Source organism: Streptomyces sp. NPDC037126 (assembly GCF_055605965.1).
This window is the reverse complement of the sequence record NZ_JBVJTD010000009.1, coordinates 93,670-112,408: the sequence shown is the minus strand read 5'-3', so window position 1 is coordinate 112,408 and position 18,739 is coordinate 93,670. Positions and strand designations below refer to the sequence as shown.

Here is an 18,739-nt window from a genome sequence, read left to right as displayed (position 1 = left end):
CTGACGGACGCTCGTCATATAGGTGCTCGATACAACGGGTTCACCGGCCGGCCCCGACCACCCCCTGAAGCGCAGGCGGACGGGGAGCGGGACCGCCGGCCGGAGGCGGGAGGCAGCGCATGTGCGGCATCACCGGATGGGTGTCCTTCGACCGCGACCTGACCACCGAGGCCGGCGCACTGCACGCGATGACCGAGACCATGGCCTGCCGGGGCCCGGACGACCGCGGCACCTGGACCGAGGGGCCCGCCGCGCTGGGCCACCGCCGGCTCGCCATCATCGACCTGCCCGGCGGCCGCCAGCCGATGTCCCTCACCACCCCCGAGGGCAACATCGCCATGGTCTACTCCGGGGAGGCGTACAACTTCACCGAGCTGCGCCGCGAACTCGAGGCCCGCGGCCACCGGTTCACCACCGATTCCGACACCGAGGTGGTCCTGCACGGCTACCTCGAATGGGGCGACGCCGTGGCGGAACGCCTCAACGGCATGTACGCGTTCGCCGTGTGGGACGGCCGCCACGACAAGCTCGTGATGATCCGCGACCGCATGGGCATCAAGCCCTTCTACTACCACCCCACCCCCGACGGCGTCCTGTTCGGCTCCGAGCCCAAGGCGATCCTCGCCAACCCGCTGGCCCGCCCGCGCGTCACCCTCGACGGACTGCGTGAGCTGTTCGTCCTGATCAAGACCCCCGGGCACGCCGTCTGGGACGGCATGCGCGAGGTGGAGCCGGGCACCGTCGTCACCGTCGACCGCTCCGGCCTCTCGACCCGCGTCTACTGGCGGCTGGAGACCCGCCCGCACACGGACGACCGCGACACCACCGTCGCCACCGTGCGCTCGCTCCTGGACGACATCGTGCGCCGCCAGCTCGTCGCCGACGTGCCGCGCTGCACCCTGCTCTCCGGCGGCCTCGACTCCTCCGCCATGACCGCGCTCGCCTCCCGGCAGCTCGCCGAACACGGCGAGAAGGTGCGCAGCTTCGCCGTCGACTTCGTCGGCCAGACCGACAACTTCGTCGCCGACGAACTGCGCGGCACCCCCGACACCCCGTTCGTGCACGACGTGGCCCGGCTCGCCGGCACCGACCACCAGGACATCGTCCTCGACGCGCAGTCCCTCGCCGACCCCGCCGTGCGCGAGCGGGTGATCCGGGCCCGCGACCTGCCGGCCGGCTTCGGCGACATGGACGCCTCCCTGCTGCTCCTCTTCCGCGCCGTCCGGCAGAAGTCCACGGTCGCCCTGTCCGGCGAGTCCGCCGACGAGGTCTTCGGCGGCTACCTCCAGTTCTTCGACGAGGAGGCGCGCCGCGCCGACACCTTCCCCTGGCTGGTGCGCTTCGGCCGGCACTTCGGCGACGACACCGACGTGCTGCGCGCCGACCTCGTCAAGTCGCTCGACCTGGAGGGATACGTGGCCGACGGCTACCGCACCGCCGTCGCGCAGGTCGACCGCCTGGCCGGCGAGAGCGACTTCGAGTTCCGCATGCGGCAGATCAGCCATCTGCACCTGACCCGCTTCGTGCGCGCGCTGCTCGACCGCAAGGACCGGATGAGCATGGCCGTCGGCTTGGAGGTCCGGGTGCCGTTCTGCGACCACCGGCTGGTCGAGTACGTCTACAACGCCCCGTGGGCCCTGAAGTCCTTCGACGGCCGGGAGAAGAGCCTGCTGCGGGAGGCCGCCGCGGACGTCCTGCCGCGCTCGGTGTACGACCGGGTGAAGAGCCCGTACCCGTCCACGCAGGACCCGCAGTACGCCCGCGCCCTGCAGGAGCAGGCCAAGGACCTGCTCGCGCGGCCCTCGCACCCGGTCTTCGACCTCGTGGACCGGGACCGGGTCCGGCAGGCGGCCGAACGCGGCACCCCGGTCAGCACCCAGGTGGCCCGGCGCGGCCTGGAGCGCACCCTGGACCTCGCCGGATGGCTGGACGTCTACTCGCCCGAGCTCACGCTCGGCTGAGCCGGCCCGACGGCCCGGTCCGCGGCCGCCGCCGAGGACTGCCACCACGTCGTCACCGGCTCCCACACCGGCACCTGCCCGCCGGTGCCGAGCCCGGCGGCGGTGAAGGAGTGGCCCCGGTGCGCCGCGGACGCGGCGACGGTGACCGTGCCGACGTGGCGGGCCTGCGGGTCCGCCGGGTCGGCGATGGTCCGGACGTCGGCGTAGGCGGTCCCCCCGGCCGCGAGCGTGTAGTCGCCGGTGCCGCCGGGCGGCACCGGCAGCGCGGCCCCGTCCAGGTTCCCGAAGACCACCGTGGGCACACGGTCGACGAGACAGGCCTGGCCGCCCCGGTTGGTGACGGCGACGCGCAGCACGGTCGTCCCACCGGGCACGGCGGCCGCCCGCAGCGACAGCGACTGCTCGGCGCAGCGGGCGGGGCCGGAGCGGCCGGTGGCGGCCTGCCCCGGCGGGGCGGTCAGCAGCAGGGCCGCGGCGGCGGCCGTGGCGGCGGATACGGAGATGGCGGCGCGGATGCGCATGGTGGATTCCCCTTTGCGCCGGTCCTGGCGTCAGTCGGTGGCGTTCGTGGTGGCACTGAAGTCCTTCCCGTCCGCCGGGCAGGAACTGCCGCTCGGCGGCAGGGAGCCGTACAGCAGGAAGTCGTCGATCTGGCGGTGCACGCACTTGGAGGAGCCGTACCCGGTGTGGCCCTCGCCCTTGTTGTCGAGCACCACCGCGGCGGAACCGAGCCGTCTGGCGGTCTCCTCGGTCCACCGGTACGGCGTCGCCGGATCGCCGCGCGTGCCCACCAGGAGCATCCGCGCCGAGTCGACGTTCTTCACCTGGTCGCGTATGTAGTTCGTCCCCTTGGGGCGGCCGAAGCACATCAGCAGCTGGGTCAGCCGGTAGTGCCCGAACACCGGGGAGGCCTGGTCGTACGCGGCCTTCAGGTCCTTCAGGTCCCTGGCCACCCGCGCCTCGTCGGGGCGGTCGGGGTCGTCCGCGCAGTCGATCGCCATCAGCGCCGCCCGGAGGTTGTCCGTCGGCACGTCCTGGGGATCGACCAGGCCGTCGTGGGCCGGGTGCCGGCCGCGGGGCAGCCCGGCGCCGCCGGTGGCGAAGGCCAGCACGCCCCGGGTGTCGCCGTCCTGCGTCAGGGAGGCCAGCGCACGCTCCAGAGAGGGCCACAGCTTCTTGCTGTAGAGGGCCTGTCCGATGGCTCCCACCAGGTCCTGGCCGGAGAACGAGCCGCCGAAGTCCGTGGGCTCGGGGCTGCGGTCCAGCGAGCGCACCAGCCGGACCACGTCGTCGCCGGCCGTGCGCCGGTCCTGCCCGAACGGACAGGCGAGGTCCGTCGTACACCAGTCCAGGAAGTCGTCCAGCGCGGTCTGCTGTCCCTCCGCGCCCGCGATGCCCTGCTCGGACAGCGGCTCGGTGAGAGTGTCCACGCCGTCCAGGGCGACGCGGCCGACATTGTGCGGGAACTGGGCCGCGTACACCGCGCCGAGCCGCGTCCCGTAGGAGAAGCCCAGGTAGTTGAGCTTCTTGTCGCCGAGTGCCTGGCGGATGACGTCCAGGTCGCGCGAGGCGTTCACCGTGCCGATGTACGGCAGCACCGGGCCGGAGTTCCGGGCGCACTCGCCCGCGGCCCGCCGCAACTGCCGCAGCAGCGGCTGCGGCCGGCTGATGTCGGCGTTCTCGCCCGTCACGGCCGAGGCCTGGTCGCTGCCCTCGCCGCAACTGACGGGGGAGGAGCGGCCGACGCCGCGCGGGTCGAAGGTGACCACGTCGTAGCCGTTGGTCAGGTCCATGAACTCCCGGCCGTTGGAAGCGAGTTCGCTGATGCCCGCACCGCCGGGGCCGCCGAAGTTCAGCAGCACCGAGCCCTGGGACCTGCCGGTGGCGCGGTAGCGGGCCAGCGCGATGTCGAGCGAACCCGCGTCGGGCCGGGCGTAGTCGAGCGGGACGGTCACCTTGCCGCACTGCAGGTCCTTGGGCATGTCCGGGCCCGTGCAGACCCCCCAGGCGACCTTCTGCCGGTAGAACGGGGACAGGTCGGGCGGGGTCTGGCCGGCCGCCGCGGCGGTCGTGGGCAGGCCGTAGCCGAGCAGCGCCAGGGCGAGGACCGAGGCACCCGCGCAGCGCCGCACAGCGGGCCGTGTGGACAGCATGGCCAGCATCGATCGCCTCCCGGGGCGCCCGCAGCGGACCGGGACGGCGCCCTCCCGATCACCATAAGCGGGCCCCGGGCGGCCCGCCTGTCGGACGGGCGCGACTGCGTCCGGTGCCATACCCTTCGCTCCCCGAAATCCCGTTGGTGATCATTGATCGGCTTTGCGTGCGGTTCGATAACCCTGCCACTCGATGGGGTGAAAGGCCGATAAGCCATAACTCGGATGGTTCACCCGCGTTTTACGAGGTGCGGGTGAGTGCCCGCGACCATGTCTGGAAGGCAGGGAACCTATGAGACGGGCTACCCGAAACGGTGTGATCGCCGCCGTCGCCGCCGCCTCCGGCGCGGTGTCCGTGGCGCTGCCGGTGTCCGCCGCGTTCGCGGCCGACGGCGCCACCGCCGACGGCGCCGCGGCCGGCTCGCCCGGGCTGATCTCCGGCAACGGCATCCAGCTCCCGGTGGACGTGCCGGTGAACGTGTGCGGCAACACCGTGGACGTCGTGGGACTGCTCAACCCGGCCGCGGGCAACAGGTGCGCGAACGGCGGCGGCAGCGCCGCCGGCGCGTCCTCGGCGCCCGGCGGGGCCTTCGCCCACGGTGGCGCGAAGGACTCGCCCGGGCTGATCTCCGGCAACGGCGTCCAGCTCCCCGTCCATCTGCCGGTGAACGTGAGCGGCAACAGCGTCGACGTCGTCGGCGTGGGCAACCCGGCCCAGGGTGACACGTCCGTCAACGGCCACGGCGAGACGCCGCGCCCCCGCACCCCGGCCCCGAAGCCGCCGGCCCCCGCCAGGTCCCACCCGCGTGCCCCGCAGCCGGCCCCGGCGACGGCCCCGCCCACGCTCGCCCACACCGGCGCGGACCTCACGGCCCCCACCGTGGCCGGCAGCGCCGTGTTCCTCCTCGCGGGCACGGTCCTGTACCGCCGCTTCCGCCCGGGCCGCGACCGCTGAAGCCCCAGAGCCGGGAACCCCACCGGACGCCGGCCCGGTGGGGTCCTTCGCGGACGCCGTGCCGTGCCCGACTCCCGTGTGGGCGCGTGCAGTAGGTTGATCCGGTGACGGACGGCATACGACGGCGGTGGCGGGCGCTCCCCCTGTGGGCACGCGGGCTCCTCGTGGTCTACGCCGCCGGATTCCTGGAGGGGACCGGCGCGCACGTCCTCGACCTCGCGCGCGGCGGCCCGCACGTCTACGCCTCCTTCGCCCCGCCCCCGATCCAGGTGTTCTTCGTCGCGCTGGTCGTACTCGACCCGCTGGTCGCCGTACTGGCGCTGTGCGCACGGCCGGCGGGCGTCTGTCTGGCGGCCGTCGTGATGGCGCTGGACGCCCTCGCGAACTGGATCGTCGGCTGGTCCTGGGTGCGGGCCGACCCCACGCGGCTGCTGCACCCCGTGGGTCTGCTGCCCATCACGCTCTTCGCGCTGTTCGTCCTCGCGTCGGCGCTCCCGCTGCTGCGGGCCGTGAATGGCCGGTGCACGCGCTCCGCAACGGCCGATCTCACCATGGCGCGGGGGCCGTTGATCCGCGAGGATGCCGGTCGGCAGTCACCTCCCGACGCAGATGGAGCGCACCGATGACGTCTTCCGCCCCCCACGACCTCGTCGTCACCCAGGCCGGCCTCGCCGACTGGCCGGTGATCAGCGGGTGGGCGGCGGCGGAGGGCTGGAATCCGGGGCTGTCCGACGGGCCCGCCTTCTTCGCCCAGGACCCCGAGGGATTCTTCCTCGGCCGGATCGACGGGGAGCCGGTGTCGGCCGTCTCCGTCGTCAACCACGGCCCCGACTTCGCGTTCCTCGGCTGCTACCTGGTCCGCCCCGACCTGCGCGGCCACGGCCACGGCCTCACCACCTGGAAGACCGCCCTGGCCCACGCGGGCAACCGCACCGTCGGCCTCGACGGGGTCGTCGCCCAGCAGGACAACTACCGCCAGTCCGGCTTCGAACTCGCCTACCGCACCGTCCGGTTCACCGGCACCGCCGCCACCGGCGAGCCGCCCACCGGCGTCCGTCCGGCAGGGCCCGCCGACCTGCCCGCGATCATCGCCTACGACGGCGCCTGCCACCCGGCCGACCGCCCGCGCTTCCTCGCCCAGTGGCTCGGCGGACCCGGGCACTGCGCCTACGTCCGCCACGACGGCGGGCGTCTCACCGGCTACGGCGTGCTCCGCCCCGGCCACGACACTCTGCGCATCGGCCCCCTCTTCGCGGACACCGAAGCGGACGCCCGGGCCCTGTTCGCCGCGCTGACGGCCGCGTCCGCCGGCCGTGAGGTCGCCATCGACGTGCCCGAGCCGAACCGGGCGGGCGTCTCGCTCGTCGAAGGGGCGGGATTCAGCGCCTCGTTCGAGACCGCCCGCATGTACACCGGGCCGGTCCGGGCGCACGCCCTGGAGCGGGTGTTCGGCGTCACCACCCTCGAACTCGGCTGACCCGTCTGCTCAGTTACCTTCGCAGGCGGCCGCCCGGCCGTGCCCGGCCAGATCCCCGCCCACGCTCCCGGCGGTCGCCGGGGCCGTCCGGCCGGCCACGGAACGCCGCGACGGCGGGAAGGCGCGCCGGCGCGCCGCGGCGGCCGTCGCGAGCGCCAGTACGGCCGGCGCCAGCGCGGTCCACGGCAGCGCCCGCGCGCCCAGCGCGTCCAGGGCCACGCCTCCGGTGAGCGAACCCGCGGCGATGCCCGCGTTGTACACCGTGGTCTGCAGCGAGGTCGCCACGTCGGCGTCGGCGGGCCCCGAGGCGTCGACCAGCGCGGTCTGGATCAGCGTCGGCGCCCCGCCGAAGGCCACGCCCCACACCGCGACGGCACCGGCCAGCAGCGCGTGCGCTCCCGCGCCCAGGCCCAGCACCGGCAGGACGCCCGCGAAGAGCACGAGCGCCCCGAGCAGCGTGCGGCGCAGATGCCGGTCGACGAGCACACCCGTGACCCAGATCCCGGCCACGGTGGCCGTCCCGAACACCGCGAGCAGCAGCCCCGTACGCCCGTACCCGGCACGTCCGGCGAACGGTGCCAGGTAGGTGTACATCACCTGGTGCCCGAGCAGCAGGAACAGCGTCACGCACAGCACCGGCCCGATCCCCGGGCGCAGCGCGACCCGGACGAGCGGCGGGCGCGCGTGCGGAGGTTCGCCGGGGAAGCCCGGCACCCGCAGCCGCACCCACACGACGACCAGCACGGCGAGCAGGGCCGGCGCGCCGAAGGCCGCCCGCCAGCCCACCGCACCGGCCAGCGCGGTACCGGCCGGGACCCCCGCCGACAGGGCCAGCGTGATCCCGGCGAGCACCACCGCGATGGCCCGGCCGCGCCGCGCGGCCGGCACCATCCGCGCCGCGTAGCCGGCCAGCATCGCCCACAGCGCGCCGCCCGCCGCCCCGGCGAGCAGGCGCGCCGCGAAGGTGAGCGGGTACGACGACGACAGCGCCACGAGCGAGTCGCCCACGGCGAACGCGAGCAGCGCGCCGCACAGCACCGGCCGCCGCGGCAGCCCGCGCAGCGCGGCCGTGAGCGGGACCGCGGACACGAAGGAGGCGGCCGCGTAGGCGGTGACGAGGAAGCCGACGCGGGACTCGGCGACCCCGAGCGAGGGTGCCATCGCGGGCAGCAGGCCCGCGGGCAGGAGTTCCGTCATGACGGCGGTGAACGCGGCACAGGACAGGGCGAGCAGCCCCGACCACGGCAGCGGACCGCCCTTGACCTGGGAGGACCGGTACATGCGACCATGGTCGAAGCCTCACATCAGTGTGAAGGTCAAGTACGGATCCGGGAGGCCCGCGTGCGCATCGGCGAACTGTCGCGCCGCACAGGCGTCCCCACCCGGCTGCTGCGCTACTACGAGGAGCAGGACCTGCTCCACCCCGAACGCGCGGGCAACGGCTACCGCAGCTACTCCGAGTCCGCCGTCGCGGACGTCACGCAGATCCGGGGGCTGCTGGACTCGGGCCTCACCACCGAGATGATCCGCGCCATCCTGCCGTACCTCTCCGGCCCCGGCGATCTGCACCCGCCCGCCGAGTGCGTGACCCCGGGGACGGCCGCCCTGCTGGAGGGGCACATCGACCGCATCCAGGCCCGCATCGACTGCCTGGCGCGCAACCGTGACCGGCTCAGCGCCTACCTGGCGGCCGTACGGCCGCGGACGGGGTGAGTGATATCCCGTTGCCCGGGACGGGCGCCCGTGATCATGATGCGCCCATGGAACACACGACGGTACTCGCCCTCTACGACCGGGACATGCGCGAGGGCGCGCGTCCCGACGGCCCCGGCGCCCGCATCGAACGCGACGGTGCGGTGGTTCGTCAGGTCGCGGACGCGCACGGGTGGAACGGGGTGCTCTGGTCCGGTCTCGACGCGGCGGGCGCCGACCGCGCGATCCGGGACCAGATCGCCCACTTCACCGGGCTCGGCCGGGACTTCGAGTGGAAGCTGTACGCCCACGACCGGCCGGCGGACCTGGGCGACCGGCTCGCCGCGGCCGGTTTCCGTGCGGAGCCGGAGGAGACACTGATGATCGGCGAGGTCGCCCGGCTCGCCCTGGACGCGGAACCGCCCGAGGGCGTCCGGCTGGTACAGGCCACCGACCCGGCGGGCGTCGACCTGGTGGTGGACGTGCACGAGAAGGCCTTCGGCACCGACGGCACCCGGCTGCGGCACCGTCTGCTCGCCCGGCTGGACGCCGACCCCGGCACGGTCGTCGCCGTGGTCGCGCTGGCCGGCGGCGAACCGGTCAGCGCGGCCCGGATGGAACTGGTGCCCGGCACGAGGTTCGCCGGCCTGTGGGGCGGCGGCACCGTCGAGGCCTGGCGGGGCCGGGGCCTCTACCGCGCGCTGGTCGCCCACCGGGCCCACGTCGCCGCCGCCCGGGGCTACCGCTACCTCCAGGTCGACGCCTCGTCCATGAGCCGCCCGATCCTGGCAAGGCTCGGCTTCCAGGCACTGAGCACCACCACCCCCTACCTGTACGGCAGTTGACGTCCCGCGCGCTCAGCGCCGGGCGCGGCTGCGGTCCAGTGCGGCCACCCCCACGGCCGCCAGGGCGATCTGGATGAACCACTCGATCCAGTCGGGCCCCTTGGTGTTCGCGACCCCGAGGCCGGCGGCGATCGCCGAGCCGAGCAGCGCGGCCACGATGCCGACCACGATGGTCCACAGGATCCCGATGTGCTGCCGTCCGGGGACGACCAGGCGGCCCAGCACACCGATGATGAGCCCGATGACTATGGCACTGATGATGCCGGAGATCTCCATCCTCAACCCCTCCTCGTGACACACCCGCTGAGGAGGCATGTGCCCGCTGTGTGCGGAGCCACGCCGTCCCGGTTATTGCCGGGACTTTCTGTTCATCGGCGCTTCATGCCATGTACCTTTCAACCAGTCCACGCGTGTAGAACCCTCAAGCGGGTTCTACGCGCGCAGACTTGGCGCCTGCACTGCCTCTCCCCACCCCTCATGGAGGTTCGCCGGATGCTTGGATCCAGGAGATCCCGCCGCAGACTCACCACCGCCCTCGCCGGCTTCGGACTGCTCCTCACCGGAGCGGCCGTCCAGGTCGGCACCGGCGCCCCCGCCCACGCGGCGACCACCACGCACCGCGTCCTGTTCGACAACGCCCACGCCGAGACGGCCGGCAACGCCGACTGGATCATCTCCACCAGCCAGCCGGACCCGCTCGGCCAGAACTCCTCCCCGTCCGCCGAGACGGACTGGACCGGCGCCCTGTCCTCCTGGGGCGTGGCGCTGCAGAAGACCGGCGGCTACAGCCTGAAGACGCTGCCCACGGGCTCCAGCCTGAGCTACGGCGGCTCGTCCTCGCTCGACCTGTCGAACTTCGACACGCTGGTCCTGCCCGAGCCGAACACGCTGTTCACGAGCGCCGAGAAGACGGCGATCATGAACTTCGTGAAGAACGGCGGGGGTCTGTTCATGATCTCCGACCACACCGGTTCCGACCGCAACAACGACGGTGCCGACGCGGTCAAGATCCTGAACGACCTGATGACGAACAACAGTGTCGACTCCACCGACCCGTTCGGCTTCTCCATCGACTCGCTGAACATCACCTCGGACTACCCGGCCGCCATCAGCGACAGCACGAACCCGGTGCTGCACGGCTCCTTCGGCACCGTCACCAAGAGCCTGATCGCCAACGGCACCACCGCCACCCTCAAGCCCGCCGACAACTCCTCCGTCAAGGGCCTGGTCTACCGCACCGGTTACTCCGGCAACACCGGCGCCTTCTTCCTGACCAGCACCTTCGGCAGCGGCCGCGTGGCGTTCTGGGGCGACAGCTCCCCGATCGACGACGGCACCGGCCAGTCCGGCAACACCCTGTACGACGGCTGGAACGACCCCGGCGCCACCAACGCGGCCCTCGCCCTCAACGCCACCGCATGGCTCGCCGGCACCGGCACCAGCGGGGGTGGCGGAGGCGGAGGCGGTGGCGGCGGTGGCACCGGCACCTGCACCGCCGCCCAGCTCCTCGGCAACAACGGCTTCGAGTCCGGCAGCAGCGTCTGGAGCGGAACCAGCGGTGTGATCACCAACTCCACCGGCGAGTCGGCCCGTTCGGGCTCGTACTACGCCTGGCTGGACGGCTACGGCACCGCCACCACCGACACGCTGTCCCAGTCGGTGAGCATCCCCTCCGGCTGCTCGACGGCCGAGCTCGGCTTCTACCTCCACGTCGACACGGCGGAGACCTCGACCAGCACGGCGTACGACACCCTGAAGGTCCAGGTCCTCAACGGCTCCGGCACCGTGCTCGGCACCCTGGCGACGTACTCGAACCTCGACGCCGCCTCGGGCTACACCCAGCGCAGCTTCGACCTCAGCGGCTACGCCGGCCAGACGGTCACCCTGAAGTTCACCGGTACCGAGGGCTCCAAGTACCAGACGTCGTTCGTCCTGGACGACACCGCGCTCAACGTGAGCTGACCGCGGCACAGGGGCGGGCCCGCCCGGGCCCGCCCCCTCGTCCGTTCACGCGGCCGGCACCGTCCGCTCCGGCGTGTTCCAGCCGCCGACCCGCACCTGCGGAGCGGAGCCGTGCAGGTCGGCCGTGCGGTAGGTGGCGGTCAGCGTCACCGACTCGCCCGGCCACAGGCCGACCTCGTTGTCCGACCAGCGCACCGGCAGCACCGGCCGGCCCTGCGCGTCCACGAGATGGACGTCCGTCAGCAGCGACGGGGTCTTCCCGCCGCCGGTGTTCCGCAGCGTCACGGTCGTGGTCGACACACCGTCCGAGGACCGCGTGCCGGCCGCCGCCGACACCGGGACCCGCGCCATCGAACCGAGCCCCGTCAGGTCGGCGTAGCCGGTCGTCGGTGTGTAGTACCAGGTGGTGCGGCCCCAGTCGAGGGTGTCGGGCCGGGTGGAGAGCCAGTACACGTTCCGGCTCACCTCATGGCCCGCCGGGTCGGTCAGGACCAGGCGGAGCAGGTACGTCCGCGGCAGCCCGCCCACCGAGGACGGCAGCGTGAGCGGCGTCGCGTGCGCCCCGTCCCCGTCCACCGACACACCGGGGACCGCACGGTCGTACCGCTGCGTGCCGTCGGGGTCGAAGAGCGTGGCCCGCGCGGTGAGGCCGTGCTCGGACCCGGGCCGGTTGTTCACCACGACGACCGAGCGGTCGTCGTACGAGTACTGGATGTGCAGCGGCTCGTTCGCCTTCTTCGCGCCGAAGTAGGAGCCGCCCTGGTCCAGGTAGCGGTCCGTCAGCTGCCAGTGCAGGGACGTCCACCCGCTGTTGAACATCCAGTGGATGACCCCGGTGGACGGACCGGCGGCGTCCGTCGCGTTGCGTTCGTAGGCCTCGAACTGGGCGCGGACGGCCTCGTACTGGGCCAGCTGGGCCTTGCGCACGTAGTCGGCGAGGCTCGTGGGGGCGCCGTAGCGGCCGGCGAGCGCCTCGTCGTAGATCTTGAGGGTGCCGAAGACGGTGGACGGCGAGCGGTGGTACTGCCTGGCGCCCGGGTCCTTCCAGAGGGTGTCGAGCTCGGCCGGTGTCATCATCCGGCGCAGGGTGTCGAGGGTGGGGATGCTCGGGCCCGCGCTGGTCTCCGAGTTGAAGCCGGTGGCACCGCCCTCGCGCTTGGCGTACCAGTATCCGGGCGGCACCCACTCGTAGGGGCCGGTCATCTTCATGCCCGAACGGCCCAGCTGCGGCGAGGACTGCTCGGAGGCCGCGGGCACCACGGGGACGGGCCAGTCGGCCGCCTTCAGCGCGTCCAGGTAGCCCTTCTCGATCGTGGCGTCGGGGGCGGAGTCGCTGCCGATCAGGAAGGACAGCACGCTCGGGTGGTCGCGCAGCCGGGCGGCCTCGGCGGCCATGGACGCCTTCGCGACGGCATGGTCGGCGGCCGTCCACTTCTTCCCGGACCCGGTGGGGTTGACCTGGCCCTCCCACTTGTCGCAGCACTCCCAGCCCGGCAGGGTGAGCACGCCGTGGCGGTCGGCGAGGTCGAAGAACTCGTCCGGTTCCAGATGGCCTTCGAGGCGGATGGCGTTCAGCCCCAGGTCGACGGCGTACTTCAGCCGGTCCTCGACGTAGGAGCGGTCCCAGCGCAGGAACTCGTCAGGCGACCAGCCGCCGCCCTTGACCAGCAGCCGGCGGCCGTTGATCCGGTACTGGCGGGCGCCCGAGGGGTTCAGCGGCGCCTGGACGTCCCGGATGCCGAAGGTCTCGTGCGCGGTGTCCGACGTCGTGCCGGACACGGAGGCGGTGAGGTCGAGGTCGTACAGCGGCTGCCCGCCCATCCCGGCGGGCCACCACACCCTCGGCGAGGTGAGGTGCAGGCCCGGGACGTCGGCGGGGGAGAAGGTGACGGTCCTCCTCTCGTGGGCGGCGAGCGTGACGGTCCGGCCGAAGCGCGTCCCGTCGACGCTGCCGCCGACGTCCGCGGTGACCGGTGCCCCGGAGTCGTTCCTGGCCTCCGCCTTCACCGTCAGGTCGGCGGTGGCCAGCGAGGGCACGGCGAGCCTGGTGACCACGTGCGCGTCGCGCAGCGCGACGGGGCCGCCCCTGCGGACCAGGACGTCGCGGACGATGCCCATGTTCCGGTCGGGCGGCGGCTGGAGCCAGTCGAGCCAGCCCATGGTGAGGTCCTTGTCCGGGTCGTTGGGCAGGACGCGGAAGGCGACCGTGTTCCTGCCCGGACGGACCAGCGAGGTGATGTCCAGTTCGTGGTGGGTGTAGGCGCCGGTGACGTCCGGGGCCGCGGCCACCCGGTGACCGTCGACGTGGACGTCGGCCGCCGACATGACCCCGCTGAAGTCGAGGTAGGTGCGCCGGGCGGGGTCGTCGACCGTGAAGTCGGCGCGGTACCACCAGGGCACCTGGAAGTCGGCCTTCGGGATCTGCCGCTGGTTCGTGGAGCGGAACGGGTCGGGGTACACCCCGTCGGCGAGGAGGGCGGCCAGCACCGTGGAGCGCGGCCCCGCCGGGTACCAGCCCGTCGCCGGGTAGCCGGGGGAGGAGACGGCCGCCGCGGAGTCGCCCACCTTCGCCGTGGACTGGATGGCGAAGCCCGCGAGCGGGGTGGCGGTGCCTGCGGCGGAGGGGACATGCGTGACCCGGGCGGTCCGGGGCGGCGCGGCCGTGGTGCGCGGACCGGCCCAGGCGGCGGTGGTGAGGGCGCCGAGCAGGCCGAGGAGCGCGGCGGTGGTGGCGAGTCTCCGGCCGGGTGCGGGGCGAGGGAACACGGCGGTCTCCAGCCTCGTAAAGTTAGGAAACTTTACTAACCTGGCTCAAGCTAGGGCGCCGTCCGGGCCGTGTCAACGACCATAGCCGCCACGGGGCGCGGAACCCGTCAGGCTCCCGCGACCCGTCGCTCGAACACCACGTCGCGGGCGGTGTCCAGGGCCGTCGCCACCGCGCCCAGCAGCACCGCGTCCTCGCCCAGACGGCTCGGCGCGATGCGCGGCCGGAGCGGGGTGAGGGCGCGCAGATGCTCGTGGACCGGGCGCAGCAGCAGGTCCACGCTGTGCCCGACGCCGCCCCCGAGCACCACCAGGTCCGGGTCCAGTACGGCCGCGGCCGCGGCCACGGTGTGCGCGATCCGCTCGCCCTCCAGCTCCACGGCCCGCGCCGCCGCCGTGTTGCCCTGCCGGGCCGCGTCGAAGACGGCCTTGGCGGTGAGCTGCCCGTTCATCCCGAAGCGCCGGGCCGCCTCCACCACGGCCACCCCGGACACCGCGTCCTCGAGGCGTTCCGGCTTCCGCCGGCCCGGCCAGGGCAGGAAGCCGATCTCCCCGGCCAGCCCGTGCGCCCCGGTGAACAGCCGCCCCTCGCTCACGACGCCCATGCCGAGACCGGTGCCTATCAGGATGTACGCGAAGAGCCGGCTGCCCGCGCCGACCCCGTACGTGTACTCGCCGAGCGCCGCCAGGTTGGCGTCGTTGTGCACCTCCAGCGGCACGCCCAGCTCCTCGCGCAGCCGGTCGACGAGCCCCGCGCGCCCCCATCCCGGCAGGTGCATCGCGTACCGCACCCGCCGCTGCTTGGCGTCGTAGACGCCGGGTGTGCCGACCACCCCGTGCACCACCTCGGCCGGGTCCACGCCCGAGTTGGCGACCACCTGGCGGGCGGTGCCCACGACCAGGTCGGCCAGTGCCGAGGCGGACCGGGCCCGGTTGCGTACGTCGGCCCGGGCGGCGACCGTGCCGTCCAGGTCCACCACGGCCACCCGCAGCCAGCCCCGCCCGATGTCCACGCCCAGCGCGTACCCGGCCGACGGGTCCGGCGCGTACAGCACGGCGGTGCGGCCGCGCTCCGGGGCGTGGGTGCCGACCTCGTGCACCAGCCCGGCCGCCGCGAGCGAGGCCAGGGCGCTGGACACCGTCGGCTTCGACAGGCCCGTCTCCCGCGCCAGTTGGGCACGGGACGCGGCGCCGAGGGCGCGCAGCCGGTCCAGCAGCAGCCGCTCGTTGGTGCTGCGCAGGCGCCGGCGGCTCCAGGGCTGCTCCTGCTGGTCCACGACGTCGCCCGCGGTCATCGCCCCATTGTCACGCATTGCCCACGCATACTTGACGCATCTAGTAAGGCTCCTTAACTTTATCGCCCAGTCAGCCCGGCCGGGCGAGTCGCCGCCCCGCACGGGGTCCGTGCGCCCCTCGTGTCAGGAGTCCCCATGTCCGGTAGCCCGCCACCCCCGGGTGGCTTCGTCCGCCGTGTCGGCCTGTTCCAGGCCACGGCCATCAACATGAGCCAGATGTGCGGCATCGGGCCGTTCGTGACGATCCCGCTGATGGTCGCCTCGTTCGGCGGCCCGCAGGCGGTCATCGGATTCGTCGCGGGCGCCGTGCTGGCGCTGTGCGACGGGCTGGTCTGGGCCGAACTGGGGGCCGCCATGCCCGGCTCCGGCGGCAGTTACGTCTATCTGCGCCAGGCCTTCCAGTACCGCACCGGCCGCCTGATGCCGTTCCTGTTCGTGTGGACGGCGATGCTCTTCATCCCGCTGATCATGTCCACGGGCGTGGTCGGCTTCGTCCAGTACCTCGGCTACCTCGCCCCCGGCCTCGGGCAGACGGCCGGCGACCTGATCGGCCTCGGTGTCATCGCCCTGGTCGTACTCCTCCTGTGGCGCGGCATCGAGCACATCGCCCGGATCACGGCCGTGATGTGGGTCGTGATGATCGCCTCGGTGCTCCTGGTGATCGCCGCCGCGGCCACGGACTTCAGCCCCCATCTGGCCTTCACCTATCCGGCGCACGCCTTCGACCTGACCACCGACCGCTTCTGGATCGGCTTCGCCGCGGGCCTGACCATCGGCATCTACGACTACCTCGGCTACAACACCACCGCCTACATGGGCGCCGAGATCAAGGATCCCGGCCGTGTCCTGCCGCGCTCCGTCATCTTCTCGATCCTCGGCATCATGGCGATCTACCTCCTCCTCCAGATCGGCACGCTCGGCGTCGTCGACTGGCACCGGATGACCGACCCGCACGACATCGCCTCCACCTCGGTGGCGTCCGCCGTGCTGGAGGAGACCTGGGGCAAGGGCGCCGCCGACACGGTGACGGTGCTGATCCTGATCACCGCGTTCGCCTCGGTGTTCACGGGGCTGCTCGGCGGCTCCCGGGTGCCGTACGACGCCGCGCGCGACCGGGTCTTCTTCCGGCCGTACGAGAAGCTGCACCCGAGGCACCGGTTCCCGACGCTGGGACTCGCGACCATGGGTGTGATCACCGCCGTCGGCTTCCTGATCGGGCGTCACACCGATCTCGCGACGCTGATCCAGCTGCTCACCACGGTGATGGTGATCGTGCAGGCGCTGGCCCAGATCGTCGCGCTCACCGTGCTGCGGAAGCGGCAGCCGGCCCTGCGCCGCCCGTACCGGATGTGGCTCTACCCCCTGCCGAGCGCCGTCGCCTTCGCCGGCTGGTGCGTGATCTACGGGTACGCCGACCGCAACTCGCCGGGCCGCCACCCCATCGAGTGGTCCCTGGCCTGGCTCGCCCTCGGCTGCGTGGCCTTCGTGGTCTGGGCCCGGCTGGAGAAGGTGTGGCCGTTCGGGGCCAGGGAGGTCGCCGAGGAGTACGTGGCGGGCCGGGACCCGGACACCCAGCCGGTCTGAGGCCCGCCCAACCCGCGGACGGTAGAATGCAGTTACCGCGTACACGCGAACCTCCCCGGTCCGGACCCGAGTCCGCCCGGGGAGGATTTCGTTCATGACCGAAACCATGACTCCGGACGTCTCCGTCCGCCCCGCGACCCCCGAGGACCGGCCCACCGTGGAACGGCTGTGGCTGATGTTCCGCCACGACCTGTCCGAGTTCCACGGCGTGCTGCCGGCCTCCGACGGCAGCTTCCGCGGCGACCGCGTCGAGCAGGCCTTCACCGCGCCGGGCTGGGCGCCGTATCTGCTGGTCTGCGGCGAGCGGCCCGCCGGGCTCGCCTTCGTCCGTGGGCTCGACGGCCCGACACGCGTGCTGAACAGCTTCTTCCTGGTGCGCGGGGTGCGCCGCAGGGGGCTCGGACTGCGGGCGGCGCGCGAGGTGCTGCTGCGGCACCCCGGGCCGTGGGAGATCGCCTTCCAGGAGGAGAACGCGGCCGCGGTCGCCTTCTGGCCCCGCGTCGCCGAGGACCTCGCCCCGGGCGCCTGGACGCGCGAACGTCGGCCCGTGCCGGACCGGTCGGAGCTGCCGCCGGACGTGTGGCTCTCCTTCACCGCGGCCGTCCCGACGGCGGCTTGACATGCAGGCAGTTACCTGCATAACGTTGAGTGTGCGATCGGAGAACGACACCGGGACGGACAGGGTCTTCAAGGCGCTGGCGGACGACACCCGCAGGCGCCTGCTCGACCTGCTCCACGAGGACAACGGCCAGACCCTGGGCGAACTGTGCGAGCACATCGCCATGACACGCCAGTCGGTCACCCAGCACCTGGCCGTCCTGGAGGCGGCCCATCTGATCGGCACGGTGCGGCGGGGGCGGGAGAAGCTGCACTACCTCAACCCCGTGCCGCTCCACGAGATGCAGCAGCGGTGGATCGACAAGTTCGAGCGCCCGCGCCTCGCCGCGCTCGGTGCCGTGAAGCGACGAGCCGAGGAAGCCATGTCCGACAAGCCGGGTTTCGTGTACGTCACCTACATCGCGAGCACCCCCGCGAAGGTCTGGGAGGCGCTGACCGACGCCGACCTCACCGCCGCGTACTGGGGCCACGGCAACGTCTCGGACTGGCGCCCGGGCTCCCGCTGGGAGCACGTCCGCACCGACGGCTCGGGCATCGCCGACGTGGTCGGCCGGGTCGTGGAGAGCGAGCCGCCGGTCCGGCTCGTCACCACCTGGGCCGCGCCCGCCGAGGAGGGGCAGGCGGAGCGGCACTCCCGGGTCACCTTCGACATCCGGCCGCACGAGGACATCGTCCGGCTGACCGTCACCCACGAGGCCGCGCGGGACGAGGGTGAGCGCGACGCCGCCGCGGCCGGCTGGCCGGCCGTGCTGTCCAACCTGAAGTCGCTGCTGGAGACCGGCAGGCCGCTGCCGCAGGAGCCATGGCTGATGCCGGTCCGCTGAGCCGGCACGGCGAGGCCGGTCCGCTCGCGCGGACCGGCCTCGGTGTACTGCCCGTGCTGCCCGTTCCTTTCCTTCGTTCTCCTCCGCTTCCCTCCCTCACGTCTCCGTCACGGCCTGGGGGCGGTCCGCGCCGCCGTGCCGGCGCAGAGCAGCCCGAGGAGGATCGCCAGCCCGCCGATCACGGCGTTGTTGATGATCACGCCCTGGTCAGGGTGGCTGCCGACGATCCACGGGGCGATGATCATCCAGACACCCAGGGCGCACATGGCCCAGCTCAGGCCGTACATCCGCTCGGGGGCCCTGGTGAATCCCAGGGCCAGCAGGCCGATCGCTATACCCATGATCAGGTTGTGGGTCATGAGTGCCGGCTGACTCGTGGTGTAGTGCAGGATCCACGGCGACGCGGCGCAGTACAGGCCCAGCAGGAACACCGGCCCGTCCACGAGCGCCACATCACGACCCCCGAGCATGCGGGCGTAGCGTTCCCGCATTTCGGAGACATCGGGGTGGCTCGTCATGTCACCCCTGTGCGAGACGTTGGCCATGACTCGTCTCCTTCGACTGTGCGGGTCGGACCGCGCCCGGTGTGGTGCGAGGTCTCTGCCGCGTC

At 72.9% G+C, this 18,739-nt stretch carries 17 protein-coding genes; 10 read left to right on the top strand and 7 right to left on the bottom strand.

The features are described from left to right. The first annotated feature begins 119 nt into the window (after positions 1–119). Complete coding sequence (gene asnB / locus ACZ7FF_RS21120; protein ID WP_470813773.1) at positions 120–1,961, top strand: asparagine synthase (glutamine-hydrolyzing); 1,842 nt, start codon at positions 120–122, stop codon at positions 1,959–1,961. Here asnB and ACZ7FF_RS21115 read toward each other — a convergent pair. Together ACZ7FF_RS21115 and ACZ7FF_RS21110 are read right to left on the bottom strand one after the other, a co-directional pair. After that, complete coding sequence (locus tag ACZ7FF_RS21115) at positions 1,934–2,482, bottom strand: DUF4232 domain-containing protein (protein WP_470813772.1); 549 nt, start codon at positions 2,480–2,482, stop codon at positions 1,934–1,936. The genes asnB and ACZ7FF_RS21115 overlap by 28 nt on opposite strands. 30 nt (positions 2,483–2,512) lie before the next feature. Then, positions 2,513–4,123, bottom strand: a complete 1,611-nt coding sequence (locus ACZ7FF_RS21110; protein WP_470813771.1) for an alpha/beta hydrolase — start codon at positions 4,121–4,123, stop codon at positions 2,513–2,515. A 283-nt stretch (positions 4,124–4,406) separates the two neighbouring features. Between ACZ7FF_RS21110 and ACZ7FF_RS21105 the strand changes: the two genes are divergently transcribed. The 3 genes from ACZ7FF_RS21105 (at position 4,407) to ACZ7FF_RS21095 (ending at position 6,546) form a co-directional block, all read left to right on the top strand. Further along, positions 4,407–5,069, top strand: coding sequence for a chaplin (locus ACZ7FF_RS21105; RefSeq protein ID WP_470813770.1), 663 nt, complete (start codon positions 4,407–4,409; stop codon positions 5,067–5,069). Between the two features lie 104 nt (positions 5,070–5,173). Continuing rightward, the gene (locus ACZ7FF_RS21100; RefSeq protein ID WP_470813769.1) at positions 5,174–5,695 is read left to right on the top strand and encodes a hypothetical protein; all 522 of its coding nucleotides are present in this window, start codon (positions 5,174–5,176) and stop codon (positions 5,693–5,695) included. Continuing rightward, complete coding sequence (locus tag ACZ7FF_RS21095) at positions 5,692–6,546, top strand: GNAT family N-acetyltransferase (protein WP_470813768.1); 855 nt, start codon at positions 5,692–5,694, stop codon at positions 6,544–6,546. Before ACZ7FF_RS21100 ends, ACZ7FF_RS21095 begins: the two co-directional genes overlap by 4 nt. Positions 6,547–6,555: 9 nt before the next feature. On the opposite strand, the gene ACZ7FF_RS21090 is transcribed toward ACZ7FF_RS21095, so the two are convergent. Continuing rightward, a complete protein-coding gene (locus tag ACZ7FF_RS21090; RefSeq protein ID WP_470813767.1) occupies positions 6,556–7,827 on the bottom strand; it encodes an MFS transporter in 1,272 nt (423 codons plus the stop codon). A gap of 60 nt (positions 7,828–7,887) precedes the next feature. On the opposite strand from ACZ7FF_RS21090, the gene ACZ7FF_RS21085 reads away from it, so the two are divergent. Both ACZ7FF_RS21085 and ACZ7FF_RS21080 read left to right on the top strand, forming a co-directional pair. Next, a complete protein-coding gene (locus ACZ7FF_RS21085; RefSeq protein ID WP_470813766.1) occupies positions 7,888–8,259 on the top strand; it encodes a MerR family transcriptional regulator in 372 nt (123 codons plus the stop codon). A gap of 47 nt (positions 8,260–8,306) precedes the next feature. Continuing rightward, positions 8,307–9,083 (top strand): GNAT family N-acetyltransferase, encoded by a 777-nt coding sequence (locus tag ACZ7FF_RS21080; protein ID WP_470813765.1) that lies wholly within the window; start codon positions 8,307–8,309, stop codon positions 9,081–9,083. A gap of 12 nt (positions 9,084–9,095) precedes the next feature. Here the strand turns inward: ACZ7FF_RS21080 and ACZ7FF_RS21075 are convergent, their stop codons facing one another. Then, complete coding sequence (locus tag ACZ7FF_RS21075) at positions 9,096–9,359, bottom strand: GlsB/YeaQ/YmgE family stress response membrane protein (RefSeq protein WP_452971641.1); 264 nt, start codon at positions 9,357–9,359, stop codon at positions 9,096–9,098. A gap of 216 nt (positions 9,360–9,575) precedes the next feature. Here ACZ7FF_RS21075 and ACZ7FF_RS21070 point away from each other — a divergent pair, with 216 nt between their 5' ends. Then, positions 9,576–11,045, top strand: a complete 1,470-nt coding sequence (locus ACZ7FF_RS21070; protein WP_470813764.1) for a hydrolase — start codon at positions 9,576–9,578, stop codon at positions 11,043–11,045. Between the two features lie 45 nt (positions 11,046–11,090). Here ACZ7FF_RS21070 and ACZ7FF_RS21065 read toward each other — a convergent pair whose 3' ends face one another. Both ACZ7FF_RS21065 and ACZ7FF_RS21060 read right to left on the bottom strand, forming a co-directional pair. Continuing rightward, positions 11,091–13,811 (bottom strand): glycoside hydrolase family 2 protein, encoded by a 2,721-nt coding sequence (locus tag ACZ7FF_RS21065; protein WP_470813763.1) that lies wholly within the window; start codon positions 13,809–13,811, stop codon positions 11,091–11,093. A gap of 107 nt (positions 13,812–13,918) precedes the next feature. Further along, entirely contained in the window at positions 13,919–15,103 is a 1,185-nt protein-coding gene (locus ACZ7FF_RS21060) for an ROK family protein (RefSeq protein ID WP_470813762.1), read from the bottom strand. Positions 15,104–15,238: 135 nt separating this feature from the next. Here ACZ7FF_RS21060 and ACZ7FF_RS21055 point away from each other — a divergent pair, with 135 nt between their 5' ends. From ACZ7FF_RS21055 to ACZ7FF_RS21045, 3 genes are all read left to right on the top strand, one after another. Continuing rightward, complete coding sequence (locus ACZ7FF_RS21055) at positions 15,239–16,687, top strand: APC family permease (protein WP_470813761.1); 1,449 nt, start codon at positions 15,239–15,241, stop codon at positions 16,685–16,687. Between the two features lie 94 nt (positions 16,688–16,781). After that, positions 16,782–17,306, top strand: a complete 525-nt coding sequence (locus ACZ7FF_RS21050) for a GNAT family N-acetyltransferase (RefSeq protein ID WP_470813760.1) — start codon at positions 16,782–16,784, stop codon at positions 17,304–17,306. Positions 17,307–17,337: 31 nt separating this feature from the next. Next, on the top strand, positions 17,338–18,129 hold the full coding sequence (locus ACZ7FF_RS21045) for an ArsR/SmtB family transcription factor (protein WP_470813759.1): 792 nt from the start codon (positions 17,338–17,340) through the stop codon (positions 18,127–18,129). Between the two features lie 107 nt (positions 18,130–18,236). Here the strand turns inward: ACZ7FF_RS21045 and ACZ7FF_RS21040 are convergent, their stop codons facing one another. After that, positions 18,237–18,674: an SPW repeat protein gene (locus tag ACZ7FF_RS21040; protein ID WP_470813758.1), complete on the bottom strand. Its 438-nt coding sequence runs from the start codon at positions 18,672–18,674 to the stop codon at positions 18,237–18,239. Between the last annotated feature and the right edge of the window lie 65 nt (positions 18,675–18,739).